The following is a 19942-nucleotide window of genomic DNA, read 5'->3' as shown; positions in this document are numbered from 1 at the left end:
GCATATGCGCAGGTCGGAGGGGTTTTCTGAAGTGGAGCCTAGGGGAGTCGAACCCCTGACATCTGCCATGCAAAGACAGCGCTCTACCAACTGAGCTAAGGCCCCGGGAAGAGAAACGTCCGCCGGAAGAACCACGTACCGGTGGGCGCCGCAGACCAGAGTACCGGGTCACCCCCAGTATTCCGCAAAAGGATTGGGGGTCCCCGCGAACGACCACTCTCCGTAAGATGCTCGGCGTGGTTCGCTGTCGCGAACCACGGATTTTTGGGGAAGCGATGGGGAGACGCACATGGACGCCGCACAGCAGGAAGCGACCGCAAGAGCGCGGGAACTGCAGCGGAACTGGTATGGGGAGCCGCTGGGGGCGCTCTTCCGTAAGCTCATAGACGACCTTGGTCTCAACCAGGCTCGTCTCGCGGCGGTGCTGGGGCTGTCGGCTCCGATGCTGTCTCAGCTGATGAGCGGTCAGCGGGCGAAGATCGGCAATCCCGCCGTGGTCCAGCGGGTGCAGCTGCTGCAGGACCTGGCGGGGCAGGTCGCGGACGGCAGCGTGAGCGCGGCCGAGGCGACCGAGCGCATGGACGAGATCAAGAAATCGCAGGGGGGCTCGGTGCTCAGCAACACCACGACCACGACGAGCAGTTCGGGAGCGCCGACGGTCAAGCGGGTCGTCCGTGAGATCCAGTCGCTGCTGCGCTCGGTAGCTGCCGCCGGAGACATCATCGACGCGGCGGACACCCTCGCTCCGACCCATCCGGAACTGGCAGAGTTCCTCCGGGTCTACGGCGCCGGCCGCACTTCCGACGCGGTCACGCATTACCAGTCCCACCAGAACTGAGCCGTCCGCCCGGTGGCCGAAGGGGGTTCGGCAGCCGGGCCGGGGGCTGCGCAGGCGGCACGGAGGAGCGCGGGGGGTCGCGCTTCTCACCGGGGGGGCTGACACACGGGGGTGTGTCAGCCTCCGAGGAGACGAGGAACACGGGGCCGTATCTCTCATCCGGGAGGCCACGAGGGGTCGTACCGCTCATCGAGGGGGAAGCAAGGGGGGTAACCGCAGGGGGAGGAGCGACGCGCAGTCATGGGTGAGGTGTTCGCCGGCCGGTACGAACTGGCCGATCCGATCGGACGCGGAGGCGTCGGCGCCGTCTGGCGTGCCTGGGACCACCGGCGCCGCCGCTATGTGGCCGCCAAGGTGCTGCTGCAGAGCGACGCGCACTCTCTGCTGCGCTTCGTCCGCGAACAGGCCCTGCGGATCGATCACCCCCATGTCCTCGCGCCCGCCAGCTGGGCCGCCGACGACGACAAGGTCCTGTTCACCATGGACCTGGTCGCCGGCGGCTCGCTGGTCCATCTGGTCGGGGACTACGGCCCCCTGCCACCGGTCTTCGTCTGCACTCTGCTCGACCAACTCCTCGCGGGGCTGGCCGCGGTGCACGCGGAAGGCGTCGTGCACCGGGACATCAAGCCCGCCAACATCCTGCTCGAGGCCACCGGCACCGCCCGCCCGCGACTGCGGTTGTCCGACTTCGGTATCGCCATGCGGCTGGGTGAACCGCGCCTGACGGAGACCAACCTCGTCGTGGGCACGCCCGGTTATCTCGCCCCCGAGCAGATGATGGGCGCGGAACCGGACTTCCCCGCCGACCTGTTCGCCGTCGGCCTGGTCGCGCTGTACCTCCTGGAGGGCGCCAAGCCCGACGCCAAGGCACTCATCGAGTACTTCGCCGCCCACGGCACCCCCGGAGCGCCCCAGAGCGTCCCCGAACCGCTCTGGCAGGTCGTGGCCTCGCTCCTCCAGCCGGACCCCCAGGCCCGCTTCCGCACGGCCACGGGGGCCCGCAAAGCCCTCGCCGCGGCCAGAGAACTCCTCCCGGAGCCCGGCCCCGACGACGAGTCCATCGAAATCTTCGACCAACTCGGCCCCGTGCCTCCGGGGTTCGGCCCGGAAGGCCCCCTCAAGCGAGCCCCGGGCGTGGACCCCAACCGGACACGGAGCGGGGTCTCCGGGGCGGGGGGAGATCCGCGCTTCGGGACCAGTGACGGCCTGGGGTCTTTTGGGGGCGGAGCAGGCGGGGAGCCTTCCGGCGTCGGCGGAGGGAGCGGGACGCCTTCCGGGGGCGGAGGAAGCACGGGGGGTTTTGCCGTCCGCGGAGGAGACGGGGCGGCTGACTGGCGTGGGGTCGGTACTGGACCGGGTGCCGGCGTCGCCTCCGGTGCTTCTACCGGACCCAGCGCTGGTGGTGGGTCGGGAGCCGGCTCGGGCGCCGGTGTCGGGTTCGGTGCTGGCCCCGATGTTGCTTCCGGTGCCGGCGAGGCGGACGTGTCGTCTTCCTGGCCCGGCCAGGGCTGCAACGAGACGTCTCGGCCCGGTGCGGGCAATGGGGGCGGTGGGGCGTCCTCCTGGTTCGGTGAGGGAAACGGGGTGAGTTCTGGGGCAGGCTCCCAGCCTCGTGAAGCGGAGGGATCCCCCTTCCGGCCCGGCGAAGGGGATGGGCCGGCCTCCTCCCAACCGGGTGAAGCGGACGGAGCCCCCTACTGGCCCGGCGAAGGGAATGGACCAGTCTCCTCCCAGCCCGGTGAAGCGGACGGAGCCCCCTACTGGCCCGGCGAAGGGAATGGACCAGTCTCCTCCCAGCCCGGTGAAGCAAGCGGGACCCCCTCCTGGCACGGCGAAGGCGTGGGGTGGTCCTCCCAGCCAGGGGTGCCAGGCAGGGTGCCCTGGCACGGCGAAGAGAGTGGAATCCCTCACCGCCCTCGTGAGGCAAGCGACGCGGCCAACCAGCGAGGTGGGACGAAGGGCGCTCCCTACCCGCACGGCGAAGCGAACGACACTGTGCACGAGCTCGGTGGGACGAACGGGCCTGTGTCCCGGCCCGGTGAGGACAACGAGTCGCCCTGGCTCGGTCAAAGAAGCGCCGCGCCCTGGCCCAGCGAAGGCAACGACCCGGCCCGACCCGGCGAGTACAGGGAATCGCCCCGCCCCAGCGAGAGGAGCGAATCTCCCCCGCCCGGCGAAAGAAGCGCCATGCCCTGGCCCACGCATCACACCCCACCCGCACCCACCCAGCCACCCTCGGTGTCGGACACCGGCAGCTTCCATCTGCCACCGCCCCGGCCCGCGGACTCGCGCTCCCAGCCCTCCACCCCACCGGAGCACCAGGCACAGCCGCATCACCACCACCCGCAGGCCCAGGGACAGCCATACCGGCCTGCCCCGTCCCACTCCGCCTACGTCTCCCCCCACGACCCCACACCCCCGACTCATGTCCTGCCCTCCCCTCAGCCCCACGCCCCACGCTTCCCCACGCAGGCCCCCACACCAGTCCCGTACCAGCCCAACGCTGATGCCTCTACTGCTTCGTACACCGCTCAGAGCCCGCAGGTTCCACCCCGCGCCCCGTCACTTTCGCGAGCACGCCGGACCGGCCCACCCGCAAAGGTGGCGATCCCCCTCCTGCTCCTGGCCCTGGCCTGCTACGCCGTGGGGTTCTGGGCACTCACCCAGATCTGAGGACCCTGCACCCCGGACAGACCACAATCCCAAGCCGCCTGCGCCGTGTGCAGCCCCGCGGTCCTGACGCACCGCCGCCCCGAAATCTCACGCGGGCACCGCTCGGCGGCAAGGCAGCCACACGCCTCCGGAGAACCCCGCGATGCCCCGCCCCGGTATCCCCAAGGCCCCAGCACCCCACGAGCCCTGCATCCCAGGCCCACAGCCCGCGTGCCTCACATGCCCTCCAGGCCCCAGGCCCCCAGGTACAGCCCTCAGGCCCAGCCCACAGCCAAACGCCCAGGCAGGCCCGACGCCCTGACCCCGCCCCTACACCCCGGCAGCCCTACGCCGCCCCACCACAACCCACACCCCGAGCACCACCAACACCACGGTCCCAGCCCCGATCCCCCCGGCGGCCACCAGCTTCATTCCGGCATCACCGCCGCTCCCACCACCGTCACCGCCGCTCGAGTCCGCCTGGCCCGCCGCCCCGGAACTCTGCCCGAGTAGCCCCACCTGGAAGATTCCCGACGGCTCGGACTGTCCCGCATAACCGGGCCCGGCCGTCGCCTCCCCCTTCACCCGCACCCGCAGCACCAGTCCGAACGGCCCGTCGCCGAATTCCTCGCCCACCCGCGCGGCGAGATGCACGACGAGGTAGTAGGCCCCGGCGAACCGCATCCCGTTCACCCGGTCGGAAACGGCGTACCGGTTGTCGTACCCGACCGGCGGCAGGGCAGCGAGCGCGCCCGACTTCTGGCTGCCGTTGTAACTGATGCTCGTGGCGTCGACGAGTCCGCGCACGGGGTTGTACAGCGCCAGATTCACGCCCCCCGGCACGAAACCCCCACCCGCCCCGCCGCCGCTCGCACTGCTCAGATCGGCGGTGGCGTACACCTGCTGTCCCCAGTCGACCGGCACTTCGTAGAACAGCGTCTGCCCGGGCCTCACGTCGTCGCGCCAGACCCCCTGCTCCAGCGCGGTCGACGAGCCGAATCCCCCGCCGCCCCGCACCCGCACGGCAGTCCCGGCGGGAGGCGAGGGCGTGGCCGAGTCCCAGGCCTCGGGCGCACTGGTCGAACCGGCCTTCCGCAACCGCGGTTCCAGCACGGGCGCGAGCTCCAGGTCCCAGTCGCCCGGCGTGGACTCGGTGCGCAGTACGCGCTCGACGACGACGTAGTACGTCCCGGCGCCCTGGCACAGCGACCGGCTCGGCGAGAGCTGACGAGCGCCCCACACGGTGAGGGGACGCGGGCTGCGGCCGGCGCCGATGCTGGCGGTGTCCGCCGCGGAGCAGGAACGTCCGTCGGCGTCCTGCACGGACACCCTGACGCCTTCGGTGGGAGTGACCGCCACGTCGGTCGGGGGTACGGCCGTCGCGGCGACGTACACGGTCGACGTGCCGTCGAGTCGGAGGCGGTAGTAGACCTTGCCGTCACTCGGCAGCGAACTCCGGTACGTCCTGCCGGGTTCGAGGATCTCGGCGTCCGCGGTGTCCGCCGCTCCGGTGACCGACGGGGCGTCTTCGGCGAAGGCGTACGAGGAGGCCGTAGCGGAGGAAGACGGAGAGGCGGAGGTAGGAGGAGGGGCGGGGGGAGACGTGGAGGGCGAGGCGGAGGCGGCGAAGCCAGGAGACCCCGGCGCACCAGCCACCGCTCCCAGCACGATCCCCACGACGGCCACCCGCCACCACGCCGTACGCCGCCCCATCCCGCGCCACCCCTCCGTGCCCGTGCCCGCGCTCCCACTACCGTCATCGATGCGACACGACCACCTGTACGGCCGGCCGTGGCCCATCCTGCCCCGCCGGATCGCCGCCCACCCTCGCAATCCGTACGCCCGTCCTAAACCTCCGGCCGCCGGTCCCGGGCAACACAAAACCCCGACCGCAACAACGGCCGGGGTCTGTTCAGAATCGGATCTCGGTACTCACGAACCCGTGGGCACGGAGTCAGTCGCCTCCGTCCACAGATCCTGCTCGGCGCGATCCGCCTGGATCTGGCGGTACACGAGGAGCCCGCCGATGGCGGCCAGTGCGACCAGAAGAAGCTTCTTCACCGTGCGACCTCGTCTTTCCTTGACGTAGGGGACCTCTGGCGCCCGACTATACACACCGACCGATACCGATCGGTGACCTGCGTCCGAGCCCTCAACTCCCGTCGCGAGCGGCCCAGTAGAAGCGGAACAGGGACCTCCGATCAGAGGGTGATCACATCTCCACGGACGGTCACTTAACCCCGTATCGCCCAGGTTCTCCCATTTTTCTCCTTCTATGCACCCATTCGTGTGCTGTTCATCTGAAGATCGACGCGCCACGACCTCGGGTCCGTGCTTTCGCGACGCCCATACACATCATGAGGAAAGTACGCAAATCGACCGACCCCGAAAGTGAGGGACCATGGCCATGAACAAGGTCATGAAGCTGTGGACCGTCGTCGTCACCGCCTTTGTCGCGCTGTTCACGGCGCTCGGACTCGTCACGACGACCGCCGCCGCTGCCGTACCGCAGACCCAGCCGGCCCGCAACAGCGCGGTCGCACACCCGGAGCCCCTGGCGATGCACGGCCTGTGGTCCTACGTCAGATCCCTGCCTCCCACGATGAAGCAGCGCATCCGGGCCGAGGCCCACGGCAAGACCCCCAGCTGCCGCTCCCGCTCCCTCGCCGACACGGCCACAGCCACGGAAGCGGACACAGCCCAGCCCGCTGCAGCGGACTGTGCCTGACGCCACTGCAGCATCTGAGAAACGCCTAAACGTATTGATTACGCAGCAAAGACGCACCGAAGACGCATCAAAGAAGCGCCGAAGAAATGACGACGTCGCGCACAGCACCGCACGAAAACACCCGCCCGTACGCCGAAGACCCCCAACCGGAACCGGCTGAAGGTCTTCGTGTCCGGTGGAGCCAAGAGGATGGGCTCAGGCGTTCTCACTGACGCCGTTGGCCCAGAACACAGAACTCGTTGCCTTCAGGGTCTGCCATGACGACCCACGACTGGTCCCCCTGACCGATGTCGACACGCTTGGCACCATGAGCTTCAAGGCGAGCCACCTCGGCGGCCTGGTCATCGGGCCGGAAGTCGAGATGCAGCCGACTTTTGACTTTCTTGCTCTCTGTGATCCTGACGAAGTCCAACCCTGGCAGGCGATCCGGCTCCGGGCGGATCTCGAACTCCTCATCGGAGGAGTGGACGACCACCCAGCCAAGAGCCTCGGCCCACCACTGACCCAGGGCGACCGGATCCACCGAGTGAACGATTACCTGTTCCCATTCCAAGGTCATCTGCGGAGTCTAGGCACGCGTGACGCGGCCCCCGCAACTGATATCCGTCGGACATGACAAAAACCCCCAACCAAGATCGGCTGGGGGCCTTCGTGCTGGTGGGGCTAACAGGATTTGAACCTGTGGCCTCATCCTTATCAGGGATGCGCTCTAACCAACTGAGCTATAGCCCCGCCGCGCTCTGCGGAGTGTGTCCCGCGCGCTGACTCCTGAAGATTAGCGCACGACGTGGGCAGTCCCAAAATCGGTTCCCCGAGGACCGCCTCCGCAGGTTTGAGGCAGCGCTACTCGTCCTCCGCCAGCGTCAGCTCGACGCCGCCGACGAAGCCCGCGGAGAGGTTGTAGATGAACGCGCCGAGGGTCGCGAGAGCCGTCGCGAGGACGACGTCGATGACCGCGATGATCGACGTGAACATCAGGACGTTCGGCAGGGAGAGGAACGCCTGGAGGTCGAAGCCGTTCGACTCGTTCGAGCCGGTCGCCTCGGAGATCGTCCCGCCGACCGTCGAGAAGACGCCCATCGCGTCCATGACCATCCACAGCACGGCGGCCGCGACGATCGTGCAGATGCCCAGCGCGATGGAGAGCAGGAAGCTGACCTTCATGACGGACCACGGGTCGGCCTTGGCCACCCGCAGACGTGCCTTGCGGGTACGGGGCGTGGTGCGCGCGCCGGTGCGCGGGCGCCGTACGGCACCGGCCGGCGTGGCCTGCGTCGGGTAGGCCTGCGGTGGGTGGTACGGACCGGCCTGCTGCTGCGGCCGGCGTTCCCCCGGCAGCGGAGAGGGCGAAGGCTGGGGCTGCACCGCGGGCTGCGGCTGAGCCGCCGCCTTCGGCGGTGCGGCGGGCGCCGTCGGCTGGGCCGGCGGCTGGGTGTCCGTCACAGGTCCCCCCTGGGATCCATGAGTCTCGGGCGAGCGCGAGTCCGTCGCGGGCGGCTTGATCGCCTTGAGTTGAGTCGTGTGCGTATCTGTTGGCTGCGTTTCTGCCGCACGCGCGGCAGAGCCACGGCCGCCGCCGTCCGCCCCCGAGCCGGGGGAAGAACCCGTAGAGGTTCCGGTCGATCCGGCGCCCGTGGCTCCGCTCACGATGACTCACTCCTCGTGCTACTCGGCCGAGGGTGCCTCACCCTCGTCCGTGCCGATGGTCGTGGCGGCACCCTCGGCGGTCTCGTCGTCGGCCACATCGCCGTCGACCTCCTCCGCCTCACGTCCCGCCTCGGCGTTACGTGCGATGCCGACCACGGCATCGCGCTTGCCCAGGTTGATCAGTTGGACGCCCATGGTGTCACGGCCCGTCTCCCTGACCCCGCTGACTCGCGTACGAATCACACCGCCGGACAGCGTGATGGCGAGGATCTCGTCGGTCTCCTCGACCACCAGCGCTCCGACGAGCGATCCACGGTCCTCCACGATCTTGGCAGCCTTGATACCGAGGCCGCCGCGACCCTGGACGCGGTACTCGTCGACAGGGGTCCGCTTCGCGTACCCGCCGTCCGTAGCAGTGAACACGAACGTACCGGGTCGAACAACATTCATCGAGAGCAGCTCGTCTCCCTCACGGAAACTCATGCCCTTGACACCCGAGGTGGCGCGGCCCATGGGACGCAGGGTGTCGTCCGAGGCGGTGAACCTGATCGACTGCGCCTTCTTGCTGATCAGAAGCAGATCACTGTCGGCCGAGACGAGTTCGGCACCGATCAGTTCGTCGTCCGAACCGTCCTCGCGCTCACGGAGATTGATGGCGATGACGCCACCGGAACGCGGAGAGTCGTAATCCTTCAGTGACGTCTTCTTGACCAGACCCGCCTTCGTGGCGAGCACCAGGTACGGCGCCGCGTCGTAGTCGCGGATCGCGAGGATCTCGGCGATCGCCTCGTCCGGCTGGAAGGCCAGCAGGTTGGCGACGTGCTGTCCACGCGCGTCACGGCCGGCGTCCGGCAGTTCGTACGCCTTGGCCCGGTAGACGCGGCCCTTGTTGGTGAAGAACAGCAGCCAGTGGTGCGTCGTGGAGACGAAGAAGTGGTCGACGATGTCGTCTTCCTTGAGCTTCGTGCCGCGTACGCCCTTGCCGCCGCGCTTCTGGGCGCGGTAGTCGACGGTCTTGGTGCGCTTGACGTAACCGCCGCGCGACACCGTGACGACGATGTCCTCCTCGGCGATGAGGTCCTCGATGGACATGTCGCCGTCGTAGGGCACCAGCATGGTCTTGCGGTCGTCGCCGTACTTGTCGACGATCGCGGTGAGCTCGGCGCTGACGATGCCGCGCTGGCGGACCGGCGAGGCAAGGATCTCGTTGTACTCCGTGATCTTCGCCTGGAGTTCGTCGTGCTCCTGGACGATCTTCTGGCGCTCCAGGGCGGCGAGGCGGCGCAACTGCATCTCGAGGATGGCGTTGGCCTGGATCTCGTCGATCTCCAGGAGCTCCATCAGGCCCGTGCGCGCGATGTCGACGGTGTCGCTGCGCCGGATCAGCGCGATGACCTCGTCGATGGCGTCCAGGGCCTTGAGGAGGCCGCGCAGGATGTGCGCCCGCTCCTCGGCCTTGCGCAGCCGGAACTTCGTACGACGGACGATGACCTCGATCTGGTGCGCCACCCAGTGCCGGATGAACGCGTCGAGCGAGAGGGTGCGGGGGACACCGTCGACGAGCGCCAGCATGTTGGCGCCGAAGTTCGACTGCAGGTCCGTGTGCTTGTACAGGTTGTTCAGTACGACCTTGGCGACCGCGTCACGCTTCAGAACGATCACGAGCCGCTGGCCCGTACGCGACGACGTCTCGTCCCGGACGTCCGCGATGCCGCCGACCTTGCCGTCCTTCACCAGGTCGGCGATCTTCTGCGCGAGGTTGTCGGGGTTGGTCTGGTACGGCAGTTCCGTGACCACCAGGCACTGGCGGTTCTGGATCTCCTCGACCTCGACGACCGCGCGCATGGTGATCGAGCCGCGACCGGTGCGGTACGCCTCCTCGATGCCCTTGCGGCCCACGACGAGCGCGCCGGTCGGGAAGTCGGGGCCCTTGATGCGCTCGATGAGGGCGTCCAGGAGCTCCTCGTGCGAGGCCTCCGGGTTCTCCAGGTACCACTGGGCGCCGGAAGCGACCTCGCGCAGGTTGTGCGGCGGGATGTTGGTCGCCATGCCGACCGCGATGCCGGCCGAGCCGTTGATCAGCAGGTTCGGGAAGCGGGCCGGCAGGACGGTCGGCTCCTGGGAGCGGCCGTCGTAGTTGTCCGTGAAGTCGACGGTCTCCTCGTCGATGTCACGGACCATCTCCATCGACAGCGGCGCGAGCTTGCACTCGGTGTAGCGCATCGCCGCCGCCGGGTCATTGCCCGGGGAGCCGAAGTTGCCGTTGGAGTCCACCAGCGGCATCCGCATCGACCACGGCTGGGCGAGGCGCACCAGGGCGTCGTAGATCGAGGAGTCGCCGTGGGGGTGGTAGTTGCCCATGACGTCGCCGACCACGCGCGCGCACTTGTAGAAGCCGCGCTCGGGGCGGTAGCCGCCGTCGTACATGGCGTACAGGACGCGGCGGTGGACGGGCTTGAGACCGTCCCGGACGTCCGGCAGCGCACGGGACACGATGACGGACATCGCGTAGTCCAGGTACGAACGCTGCATCTCCGTCTCGAGCCCGACGGGCTCGACACGCTGGGCGATGACGCCGCCCTCTTCAGAGGTGACGGGCGTGTTCTCGTCGGCCATTGCGGGTGAAGATCCTTCCTGGTGCGGTCAGCTGAGACCGACTCAGATGTCGAGGAAGCGGACGTCCTTGGCGTTGCGCTGGATGAACTGGCGGCGGGCCTCCACGTCCTCGCCCATCAGCACGGAGAACAGGTCGTCCGCCTGGGCGGCGTCGTCGAGGGTGACCTGGCCCAGGACGCGGTGCTCCTGGTCCATGGTGGTCACCCGCAGCTCCTCGGCGTTCATCTCGCCGAGACCCTTGAAGCGCTGGATGGAGTCCTCGCGGATGCGCTTGCCGCGCTGGCGGCCCATCTCGATCAGTGCGTCGCGCTCGCGGTCCGAGTAGGCGTACTCGACGTCGTCCCGGCCCCACTTGATCTTGTACAGAGGGGGACGGGAGAGGTACACGTGCCCGGCCTCGACCAGCGGCCGCATGAAGCGGAACAGGAAGGTCAGCAGCAGCGTGGAGATGTGCTGGCCGTCGACGTCGGCGTCCGCCATCAGGATGATCTTGTGATAGCGCAGCTTCTCGATGTCGAAGTCCTCGTGGACCCCGGTACCGAAGGCCGAGATCAGCGCCTGGATCTCCTGGTTCTGCAGGATCTTGTCGATCCGGGCCTTCTCGACGTTCAGGATCTTGCCGCGGATCGGGAGGATCGCCTGGTACTCGGGGTTTCGGCCGGACTTGGCCGAACCGCCGGCGGAGTCACCCTCGACGATGAAGATCTCGCACTTGGTGGGGTCGTTCGACTGGCAGTCGGAGAGCTTGCCCGGCAGGGACGCGGTCTCCAGGAGGCCCTTGCGACGCGTCAGGTCACGGGCCTTGCGGGCCGCCACGCGCGCGGTGGCCGCCTGGATGCCCTTGCGGATGATGTCCGCGGCCTCGACGGGGTTGCGGTCCAGCCAGTCGGTGAGGTGCTCGTAGACGACCTTCTGAACGAAGGTCTTCACCTCGGTGTTGCCCAGCTTGGTCTTGGTCTGGCCCTCGAACTGCGGCTCGCTCAGCTTCACCGAGATGATCGCGGTCAGACCCTCGCGGATGTCGTCACCCGTGAGGTTGTCGTCCTTCTCACGCAGCAGCTTCTTGTCGCGCGCGTACTTGTTGACGAGGTTCGTCAGCGCCGCGCGGAAGCCTTCCTCGTGCGTGCCGCCCTCGTGCGTGTGGATGATGTTCGCGAAGGAGTAGACGCCCTCGGTGTAGCTGCTGTTCCACTGCATCGCGACCTCGAGGGACAGGAGCTTGTCCTTGTCCTCGGCCTCCAGGTCGATCACGGTGGGGTGCACCACGTCTCCCTTGCGGGAGTTGAGGTACTTCACGAAGTCGACGATGCCGCCCTCGTAGTGGTACTCGACGACCTTGACTTCGTCCTTCTCGTCGGCGCCCGCCTCGTCCGCCCCGGCGGTGGCCTTCGCCGACTCGCGCTCGTCGGTGAGTTTGATCCTCAAACCCTTGTTGAGGAACGCCATCTCCTGGAAGCGGCGGGAGAGCGTCTCGAAGGAGTACTCGGTGGTCTCGAAGATGTCGGCGTCGGCCCAGAACGTGACCGACGTGCCGTGCTCGTCCGTCGCCTCGTGCTTGGCCAGCGGAGCCGTCGGGACGCCCAGCTTGTAGTCCTGGGTCCAGCGGTAGCCGTCGGTCTTGACCTCGACGGCGACCTTGCTGGACAGGGCGTTCACCACGGAGACACCCACGCCGTGCAGACCGCCGGAGACCGCGTAGCCGCCACCGCCGAACTTGCCGCCCGCGTGCAGCACCGTCAGCACGACCTCGACGGCCGGCTTGCCCTCGGAGGGGACGATGCCCACCGGGATGCCTCGGCCGTTGTCGACGACACGCACGCCGCCGTCGGCCAGGATCGTCACGTCGATGGTGTCCGCGTGGCCGGCCAGCGCCTCGTCCACGGAGTTGTCGACGACCTCCTGCACCAGGTGGTGCAGGCCGCGCTCGCCGGTCGAGCCGATGTACATACCGGGTCGCTTGCGGACCGCGTCCAGACCCTCGAGGACGGTGATGGCGCTGGCGTCGTACGAGGCGGTTACCTCGCCGTTCGACGAGGTCGCCTCGGCGTCGGTGGACGGGATGTTCTCGTTGGGGTTGCCGGAATCGGCCACGAAGCGCCCTTTCTGGCACAGCACGAGCCAGGCTCGTCGGCGGGTTGCCGGAGCGGCTGCGGCATGTTGCGTTGGTAAGCCTTGATCAGCGTTGCTCAGCGTTTCCCGGGCGGTCCCCACGTTTGGGGCGGGATTAGCTTCCAGTCTACCGGTAGCGCCGACAGTGATGGGGGTTTGCCGGTACCTGAGTCCTCATGTGCCGCCCTCAACCGGCGTCTTCCGGGTCCCCATATACGGAGCGGGGCTCCAAGAGGCTCACGGAGGCACTCAGCGCTTCGGGCTGTCAACCCATGGCTACTTGGGAGTCAGGTCGGAATTCGCCACCGCGTACGGAGCTACGACAAAGGCGTCGCCGATGCCCCGAAGGCACCGCCGACGCCCTTGATGTGATGTCCATCACCCGTAGGTGTCACCGGGTCCTGTGCTGCCCGGGGCGCGCAGCGGACCGTAGCGGCGGGCGGGGCCGCCGGGGCCGTTCACCTTGATCAACTTAACGGCGCCGTGCCCGAGATCCTCGTTCAGACGGGCCACCAGCTGCGGCGCGAGCAGCCGCAGATTCGTCGCCCACGCGGTCGAGTCACAGCGCACCACCAGGACCCGCTCGTCCTCGTCGTACTTCTCCGGCTCACAGTGCTTGGCCAGGTCCTCGCCCACGATCTGCGGCCAGCGCCCCATCACCCCGCCCACCGCGGCGGGCGTCTCCCAACCGCGCTCGGTGATCAGGCGGTTGATGGCGGCCCCGAACGCCATGGGGTCGCGTCCGTCGGCGCGCGCGCCGGAGCGCAGCCCGCCACCGCGCCGGGCCTGGCGCTTCTGCTGCGCCGCGTCCCCACGCGCGCGTGCCTGTTCCTTCGCGGCCCTGAGCGCCACGCGCGCGAGGTCGACGCCGGACGGCTCGGCGGGCTTGGGGATCTCCGCGGGCGGTTGTTCGTCGGTCATACGCGCTCCACTGTCCCCTCGGACACGGTGTACCGCGTCCCCATCAGCACGTGCGGCACGTCGTCGTCGACCGCCGCCGTCACCAGGACCTGCTCACCGGGCGCCACGAGCTCGGCCAGGCGCTCACGGCGACGGGTGTCCAGCTCGGCGAACACGTCGTCGAGGATCAGCACGGGTTCGTTGCCCTCGGCCCTGAGCAGGTCGTACGACGCGAGGCGCAGCGACAGCGCGTACGACCAGGACTCGCCGTGCGAGGCGTATCCCTTGGCGGGCAGCTGACCGAGTTTGAGAAGCAGATCGTCCCGATGCGGTCCTACGAGGGTCACACCCCGCTCGATCTCCGGCTTGCGCGACTCCGCGAGAGCGGCCATCAACTGCTCGTAGAGATCCTCACGCGTGTGTGCCTCGCCCGGCGCGGACGGCTTGTACTCCAGAGCGACCGGGCCGCCGCCGGGTGCCAGTTGCTCGTACGCCTTGTCGGCCAGCGGCTGGAGCGCGGCGATCAGATCGAGCCGCTGAGCGAGCAACTCGGCGCCCACGCGCGCCAGATGCTGATCCCACACGTCGAGGGTGGACAGGTCCATCGAGCGACCGCCGTGCCTCCTCGCGAGCGCGGCCGACTTCAGCAGGGTGTTGCGCTGCTTGAGGACGCGCTCGTAGTCCGAGCGGACGCCGGCCATGCGCGGGGAGCGGGCGGTGATCAGCTCGTCCAGGAAGCGGCGCCGCTCGCCCGGGTCGCCCTTCACCAGCGCGAGATCCTCCGGCGCGAACAGCACGGTCCGCACGATCCCGAGCACATCACGTGGCCTGACCTGTGAGGACCTGTTGATCCGGGCGCGGTTCGCCTTGCCGGGATTGAGCTCGAGCTCGACCAGCTGCTGCCGCTCGCCCTGTCTGACCTGCGCCCGGACGATCGCACGGTCGGCGCCCATCCTGACCAGGGGGGCGTCGGAGGCAACCCGGTGGCTGCCGAGGGTGGCAAGGTAGCCGATCGCCTCGACCAGGTTCGTCTTGCCCTGCCCGTTGGGGCCCACGAACGCGGTGACGCCCGGGTCGAGCGGAACTTCGACCCGGGCGTACGAGCGGAAGTCGGCCAGCGACAGATGCGTGACGTGCATGGTCGGTCGCCGACCTCCCCCAGGTTGTGGACTGCGGCTTGTGGATTGCTCCGCAGCCCTGTGGATTACTTCGTCTCGACCGCGTGGCCGCCGAACTGGTTCCGCAGCGCCGCGATCATCTTCATCTGCGGCGCGTCGTCCTGGCGGGACGCGAACCGCGCGAACAGCGACGCGGTGATCGCCGGCAGCGGTACCGCGTGGTCTATGGCGGCTTCCACGGTCCACCGGCCCTCGCCGGAGTCCTGTGCGAAACCGCGCAGCTTGTCCAGGTGCTCGTCCTCGTCGAGGGCGTTGACCGCGAGGTCGAGAAGCCAGGAACGGATGACCGTGCCCTCCTGCCAGGAGCGGAAGACCTCCCGGACGTCGGTCACGGAGTCGACCTTCTCAAGGAGCTCCCAGCCCTCGGCGTAGGCCTGCATCATCGCGTACTCGATGCCGTTGTGGACCATCTTCGCGAAGTGGCCGGCGCCGACCTTGCCGGCGTGCACCGCACCGGCGTCGCCCTTGGGCTTGAGGGCGTCGAAGACGGGCTGCGCCTTGGCGACGTTCTCCGCGTCGCCGCCGTACATCAGCGCGTAGCCGTTCTCCAGGCCCCACACACCACCGGAGACGCCGCAGTCGACGAAGCCGATGCCCTTGGCGGCCAGCTCCTCGGCGTGCTTCTCGTCGTCCGTCCAGCGGGAGTTCCCGCCGTCCACCACGACGTCACCGGGCTCCAGGAGCTCGGCCAGCTCGTCGATCGTCGCCTGGGTCGGCGCACCGGCCGGGACCATCACCCACACGACCCGCGGGCCCTGCAACGCGTCCACAAGCTCCTTCAGGCTGTGGACATCGGCGAGGTCCGGGTTGCGGTCGTATCCGATCACGGTGTGGCCTGCGCGGCGGATCCGCTCGCGCATGTTGCCGCCCATCTTGCCGAGGCCGATGAGACCGAGCTCCATCAATGGTTCCTTAGGTTGCTGTGGCGTGAGAGCACTTTCGTACCCACGTACGAGCCTAAACCCGGACGCTCACGCACACCTGTGGGCATACGCGCTCAAACGTATGCCCTCACCTGGGGCTTTGACTCAGCCGCTCAGCCGCACCGGCATGATCAGGTACTTGTAGGCCTCGTCCGCCTCGGCGTCCAGGGCCGGCTTGCCACTCAGCAGCGCCGGCTTGGTGGACGTCGTGAAGGACAGCTGGGCCACCGGGGAGTCGATGGCGCTCAGGCCGTCCAGCAGGAAGGTCGGGTTGAAGGCGATCGAGACGTCGTCGCCCTCCAGCTGGGCGTCCACCCTTTCCACAGCCTGTGCGTCGTCGCTGGAACCGGCCTCCAGGATCAGCACGCCCTGCTCGAAGCTCAGCCGCACCGGGGTGTTGCGCTCGGCGACCAGGGCCACACGCTTGACGGCCTCCACGAAGGGGGCGGTCTCGATCACGGCGACGGAGTTGAACTCCGTCGGGAACAGCGAGCGGTACTTCGGCAGGTCGCCTTCGAGCAGACGCGTGGTCGTACGGCGGCCCGCGCCCTCGAAGCCGATCAGGCCCTCGCCCGCACCCGAACCGGACAGCGCCAGGATGACGCTGTCGCCGCTCGTAAGCGCCTTGGCGGTGTCCAGGAGCGTCTTGGCGGGCACCAGGGCGACCGCGGACGCCTCCGGGTTCTCCGGCTTCCACAGGAACTCGCGGACGGCGAAGCGGTAGCGGTCGGTGGACGCCAGCGTGACGGTGTCGCCCTCGATCTCGATGCGCACACCGGTCAGGACGGGGAGCGTGTCGTCACGGCCCGCGGCGATGGCCACCTGGGCGGCGGCGGAGGCGAAGACCTCACCGGGGACGGTGCCCGTGGCGCTCGGCATCTGCGGCAGCGCCGGGTACTCCTCCACAGGCAGGGTGTGGAGTGTGAACCGCGAGGAGCCGCAGACCACCGTGGCCCGTACACCGTCTGTGGAAATCTCCACCGGACGGTTGGGGAGGGCGCGGCAGATGTCGGCGAGCAGGCGGCCGGAGACCAGCACCGTGCCCTCCTCCTCGACCTCGGCCTCCACGGACACCCGCGCGGAGACCTCGTAGTCGAAGCTGGACAGGCTCAGCTGGCCTTCCTCGGCCTTCAGGAGAAGGCCGGCGAGGACAGGCGCCGGCGGACGGGCCGGGAGGCTGCGCGCCGCCCAGGCCACTGCCTCCGCGAGTACGTCGCGTTCCACCCGGATCTTCACTGTTGCCGCCTCCTGCTGTTGCCGGCGCTGCTCGGCCTGCCTGGCTTCGTCGTCTGTCTCGGTGTCGTCGGTCCCTGTGCCGGGAAGGACACCGGGGAACAGTCTGACGCACCCCACTGACAGTAGGTGCCTCTCGGGGTCAAGTCGTGACGAGGGGCAGTCGGGAGCCGGACAGCGAGTTGTGCACAGGCCCCACTTCGAAACGGATTCCCAGCTCTCTCTAGTTGGGAGTAGTAGTAGGGGCTGTGGATACCGTGGATAACCCCGTTTTCCCAGCTCAGAGGGGAAATTTTGTCCACTGGCCCTGTGGGCGGAGGCGGTGGACAACCGGGCGTATCTGTGGAGAACAGAAAGTTCTGCACACTCCGTGCACAGCCTGAGGCGACTTCTCCCCAGCGCCGTCCCCAGCTTTACCCACGTTTCCCACAGCCCAACCCGGCACCTTCGTGTGACGCCTTTCACTCGACCCGGTGATCAGGCGCGTCGCGTTGCCGAACAGTGGACAGGCATGTGGAGAACCCGGTGATCGCTGGGGACAACCGGCCCCGGCCTGTGGGTTGCCGGTGGACAACTCGGTGCACAGCCTGTGGATCTTCTCGCTGTCCACAGTCTGTGGAGATCGTTCGTCCACGAATCCACAACCACCTGACCTGGCCTGATGGTCTTTCAACAGGGAGCCTGTGGACCGTGATCTGGACAACTTCGCGGTCCCCAGGATGTGGACGGGAAAAAGTCACCGGATCTGTGGAGAGAGGCCGTAACCCGGCCGGGAATCGAACAGCCGGCTACGGCGGCATGAAGAAGGGCGCCTCCGGGATCTCGTCCCCAGGGCGCCCTTCAGCGTCGAAACCGACGTAACTCCGCCTCTGTCAGCCGTTCTTGATGCGGTTCGTCAGCTCGGTGACCTGGTTGTAGATGGAGCGCCGCTCGGCCATCAGATTGCGGATCTTGCGGTCGGCGTGCATGACCGTGGTGTGGTCGCGGCCGCCGAACAGCGCGCCGATCTTAGGCAGCGACAGATCCGTCAGCTCCCGGCACAGGTACATGGCGATCTGGCGGGCCGTGACGAGCGCCCGCCCGCGCGAGGTGCCGCACAGGTCCTCGACGGTCAGGCCGAAGTAGTCCGCCGTGGCGCTCATGATGGCCGTGGAGGTGATCTCCGGGGCCGAGTCCTCGCCGCCTGGGATCAGGTCCTTGAGGACGATCTCCGTCAGGCCCAGGTCGACCGGCTGCCGGTTGAGCGACGCGAACGCCGTCACCCGGATCAGCGCGCCCTCCAGCTCGCGGATGTTGCGCGAGATCCGGGAGGCGATGAACTCCAGGACCTCCGGCGGCGCGTTGAGCTGCTCCTGTACCGCCTTCTTGCGCAGGATCGCGATCCGTGTCTCCAGCTCGGGCGGCTGGACGTCGGTGATCAGACCCCACTCGAAACGGTTCCGCAGCCGGTCCTCCAGCGTCACCAGCTGCTTGGGCGGCCGGTCGCTGGACAGGACGATCTGCTTGTTCGCGTTGTGGAGCGTGTTGAAGGTGTGGAAGAACTCCTCCTGCGTCGACTCCTTGTCCGCGAGGAACTGGATGTCGTCGACGAGCAGGATGTCCATCTCGCGGTAGCGCTTGCGGAAGCTGTCGCCCTTGCCGTCGCGGATGGAGTTGATGAATTCGTTGGTGAACTCCTCCGAGCTCACGTACCGCACGCGCGTGCCGGGATACAGGCTGCGCGCGTAGTGCCCGATCGCGTGCAGCAGGTGGGTCTTGCCGAGCCCCGACTCCCCGTAGATGAAGAGGGGGTTGTAGGCCTTGGCCGGCGCCTCGGCGACCGCCACCGCGGCCGCGTGGGCGAAGCGGTTGGAGGCGCCGATGACGAACGTGTCGAAGAGGTACTTCGGGTTCAGCCGCGCGGTGGGCTCACCGGGGCCGGTTGCCGGCGCGGGCTGCGCGGCGAGCGGACCGGGAGCGCCGGTGGTGGGCAGGCTGGAGCCGACCGGGCCGCCGCGATGCACATGTCCGGAGCCGGGCGGGGGGTCGGGGAGGTCCCGGCGGGCGTCGCGCTGGTCGTAGTCGGACCGGGGCTGGTCGTAGTCGGGACGCGGCTTGTCGTAGTCCGGGCGCTCGTCGTAGTCGCGGCGCGGACTGTCGTAGGAGGAGCGGTCCATCGGCTGCGGGCGGTAGTCCTGCGACGGGGGGCCGTACGACTCCTGCGGATACGGCTCCTGCGACGGCGAGGCGTACGGGTCGCGCTCCGGGAAGCCGAGTCGCTGCTGCTGCCAGCTGTACTCGTCCTGCTGCGGCCGCGGCCAGGCGCCGGGCTCGGGGCGCTGGTACTCCGAGGGGTAGGCGGGGCGGGCGGTCGGGAGCTGGTCCGGGCGGGGGGCGTGGTCGCCCTGGTGCCCGGGACGCTGGTCGCCGCGGTTCGGACGGGAGTCGTCGGCGCGGTGACGGCCGTAGCCCTCGTACTGGTTGTCGTACTGGCCGGAGGGGAGTTCCGGTTCCTCGTAGCGCGACTGGGGCCGGGGGGCCGGAGGCGCGGGCGGTGCCGGGGGCTCGCCCGCGGAGTCGTCGACCGTGATCGCGATACGGATCGGGCGGCCGCACTCACGGCTCAGGGTCTCGCTGACGGCTGGGGCCAGCCGGCCCTCCAGTACGCCTTTCGCAAATTCGTTCGGTACGGCGAGCAGGGCGGTGTCGGCGACCAGCGCGAGCGGCTGGCAGCGCCGGATCCAGTGCTCGTCTTTCGCCTCCACACCCTGGACGCGGCCCTCGCCGAGAAGTTGCTCGAGTACGCGTGGCCACACTGCGGCAAGATCGGCAGGTACGTCAGCCACAGGGCACGCTCTCTCACGGGTCCCACGAACGTGTGGTTGTGGGACGAGTCGGGATTCAAATGGGGTGGAGCCGAAACAGAGGGGTCAAGGGAACGAATCGGAGTTCAGCCACGGTAGTCAGGGCGACGGGTGCGGTTCAAGTTGTTGTCCCCAGCCTGTGGATAGTGTCTCCTGGTGACCACTGGTTTGACCGGATGGCGCAGCCGCGCGTACCGTAACCAGGTCGAGTTGTCGATGGCTGCTGCCGCCTGCCTCCGATGGGCACAGATCGCTTCGGGTGATCGGGAAGCGGT

At 68.5% G+C, this 19942-nt stretch carries 13 protein-coding genes, 2 tRNA genes and 1 pseudogene; 3 read left to right on the top strand and 13 right to left on the bottom strand.

Annotation, left to right across the window (positions count from 1 at the left end):
• Window positions 1-32: 32 nt before the first annotated feature.
• A tRNA-Ala gene (locus AQJ46_RS27980) sits at window positions 33-105 on the bottom strand.
• Between the two features lie 184 nt (window positions 106-289).
• On the opposite strand from AQJ46_RS27980, the gene AQJ46_RS27975 reads away from it, so the two are divergent.
• Window positions 290-838 carry a helix-turn-helix domain-containing protein gene (locus AQJ46_RS27975; protein ID WP_059208194.1) on the top strand — a complete coding sequence of 183 codons (549 nt, stop codon included), beginning with the start codon at window positions 290-292 and terminating at the stop codon, window positions 836-838.
• 240 nt (window positions 839-1078) lie between these two features.
• A pseudogene (locus AQJ46_RS57340) lies at window positions 1079-1978 on the top strand (serine/threonine-protein kinase); the annotation flags it as partial.
• A gap of 1842 nt (window positions 1979-3820) precedes the next feature.
• On the opposite strand, the gene AQJ46_RS27965 reads toward AQJ46_RS57340, so the two are convergent.
• Together AQJ46_RS27965 and AQJ46_RS56300 are read right to left on the bottom strand one after the other, a co-directional pair.
• Window positions 3821-5203 carry a hypothetical protein gene (locus AQJ46_RS27965; RefSeq protein WP_059208192.1) on the bottom strand — a complete coding sequence of 461 codons (1383 nt, stop codon included), beginning with the start codon at window positions 5201-5203 and terminating at the stop codon, window positions 3821-3823.
• Between the two features lie 219 nt (window positions 5204-5422).
• A complete protein-coding gene (locus tag AQJ46_RS56300; RefSeq protein ID WP_003999697.1) occupies window positions 5423-5551 on the bottom strand; it encodes a DLW-39 family protein in 129 nt (42 codons plus the stop codon).
• A gap of 340 nt (window positions 5552-5891) precedes the next feature.
• Between AQJ46_RS56300 and AQJ46_RS27960 the strand changes: the two genes are divergently transcribed.
• The gene (locus AQJ46_RS27960; protein WP_059208191.1) at window positions 5892-6218 is read left to right on the top strand and encodes a DUF6344 domain-containing protein; all 327 of its coding nucleotides are present in this window, start codon (window positions 5892-5894) and stop codon (window positions 6216-6218) included.
• Between the two features lie 205 nt (window positions 6219-6423).
• On the opposite strand, the gene AQJ46_RS27955 is transcribed toward AQJ46_RS27960, so the two are convergent.
• From AQJ46_RS27955 to dnaA, 10 genes are all read right to left on the bottom strand, one after another.
• Window positions 6424-6777, bottom strand: a complete 354-nt coding sequence (locus AQJ46_RS27955; protein ID WP_059208190.1) for a VOC family protein — start codon at window positions 6775-6777, stop codon at window positions 6424-6426.
• A 96-nt stretch (window positions 6778-6873) separates the two neighbouring features.
• Window positions 6874-6950 (bottom strand) — tRNA-Ile (locus tag AQJ46_RS27950).
• A gap of 111 nt (window positions 6951-7061) precedes the next feature.
• A complete protein-coding gene (locus AQJ46_RS27945; RefSeq protein ID WP_063803850.1) occupies window positions 7062-7865 on the bottom strand; it encodes a DUF3566 domain-containing protein in 804 nt (267 codons plus the stop codon).
• A gap of 18 nt (window positions 7866-7883) precedes the next feature.
• Window positions 7884-10481: a DNA gyrase subunit A gene (gene gyrA / locus AQJ46_RS27940; RefSeq protein ID WP_059208188.1), complete on the bottom strand. Its 2598-nt coding sequence runs from the start codon at window positions 10479-10481 to the stop codon at window positions 7884-7886.
• A gap of 42 nt (window positions 10482-10523) precedes the next feature.
• Window positions 10524-12596 carry a DNA topoisomerase (ATP-hydrolyzing) subunit B gene (gene gyrB, locus AQJ46_RS27935; protein WP_059208187.1) on the bottom strand — a complete coding sequence of 691 codons (2073 nt, stop codon included), beginning with the start codon at window positions 12594-12596 and terminating at the stop codon, window positions 10524-10526.
• 372 nt (window positions 12597-12968) lie between these two features.
• A complete protein-coding gene (locus tag AQJ46_RS27930; RefSeq protein WP_059208186.1) occupies window positions 12969-13511 on the bottom strand; it encodes a DUF721 domain-containing protein in 543 nt (180 codons plus the stop codon).
• The gene (gene recF, locus AQJ46_RS27925) at window positions 13508-14629 is read right to left on the bottom strand and encodes a DNA replication/repair protein RecF (protein WP_059208185.1); all 1122 of its coding nucleotides are present in this window, start codon (window positions 14627-14629) and stop codon (window positions 13508-13510) included. The genes AQJ46_RS27930 and recF overlap by 4 nt, the downstream gene beginning before the upstream one ends.
• Before the next feature lie 65 nt (window positions 14630-14694).
• The gene (gene gnd, locus AQJ46_RS27920; RefSeq protein WP_059208184.1) at window positions 14695-15570 is read right to left on the bottom strand and encodes a phosphogluconate dehydrogenase (NAD(+)-dependent, decarboxylating); all 876 of its coding nucleotides are present in this window, start codon (window positions 15568-15570) and stop codon (window positions 14695-14697) included.
• Window positions 15571-15696: 126 nt separating this feature from the next.
• The gene (gene dnaN / locus AQJ46_RS27915) at window positions 15697-16827 is read right to left on the bottom strand and encodes a DNA polymerase III subunit beta (RefSeq protein WP_020119489.1); all 1131 of its coding nucleotides are present in this window, start codon (window positions 16825-16827) and stop codon (window positions 15697-15699) included.
• Between the two features lie 869 nt (window positions 16828-17696).
• The gene (gene dnaA, locus AQJ46_RS27910) at window positions 17697-19649 is read right to left on the bottom strand and encodes a chromosomal replication initiator protein DnaA (RefSeq protein WP_079072443.1); all 1953 of its coding nucleotides are present in this window, start codon (window positions 19647-19649) and stop codon (window positions 17697-17699) included.
• Window positions 19650-19942 lie beyond the last annotated feature (293 nt).

The organism is Streptomyces canus (genome assembly GCF_001514145.1).
Lineage (GTDB): Bacteria > Actinomycetota > Actinomycetes > Streptomycetales > Streptomycetaceae > Streptomyces > Streptomyces canus.
Note: the sequence above shows the minus strand (reverse complement) of the source record. Positions and strands in the feature narration are given on the sequence as shown.

What these genes read in the sequence shown, in the direction of transcription:
- AQJ46_RS27960 (WP_059208191.1), top strand. Translation starts at nt 5,892, where the DNA reads ATGGCCATGAACAAGGTCATGAAGCTGTGGACCGTCGTCGTCACCGCC.
- AQJ46_RS27930 (WP_059208186.1), bottom strand. Translation starts at nt 13,511, where the DNA reads ATGACCGACGAACAACCGCCCGCGGAGATCCCCAAGCCCGCCGAGCCG.
- AQJ46_RS27955 (WP_059208190.1), bottom strand. Translation starts at nt 6,777, where the DNA reads ATGACCTTGGAATGGGAACAGGTAATCGTTCACTCGGTGGATCCGGTC.
- gyrA (WP_059208188.1), bottom strand. Translation starts at nt 10,481, where the DNA reads ATGGCCGACGAGAACACGCCCGTCACCTCTGAAGAGGGCGGCGTCATC.
- AQJ46_RS27975 (WP_059208194.1), top strand. Translation starts at nt 290, where the DNA reads ATGGACGCCGCACAGCAGGAAGCGACCGCAAGAGCGCGGGAACTGCAG.
- AQJ46_RS27965 (WP_059208192.1), bottom strand. Translation starts at nt 5,203, where the DNA reads ATGGGGCGGCGTACGGCGTGGTGGCGGGTGGCCGTCGTGGGGATCGTG.
- recF (WP_059208185.1), bottom strand. Translation starts at nt 14,629, where the DNA reads ATGCACGTCACGCATCTGTCGCTGGCCGACTTCCGCTCGTACGCCCGG.
- gnd (WP_059208184.1), bottom strand. Translation starts at nt 15,570, where the DNA reads ATGGAGCTCGGTCTCATCGGCCTCGGCAAGATGGGCGGCAACATGCGC.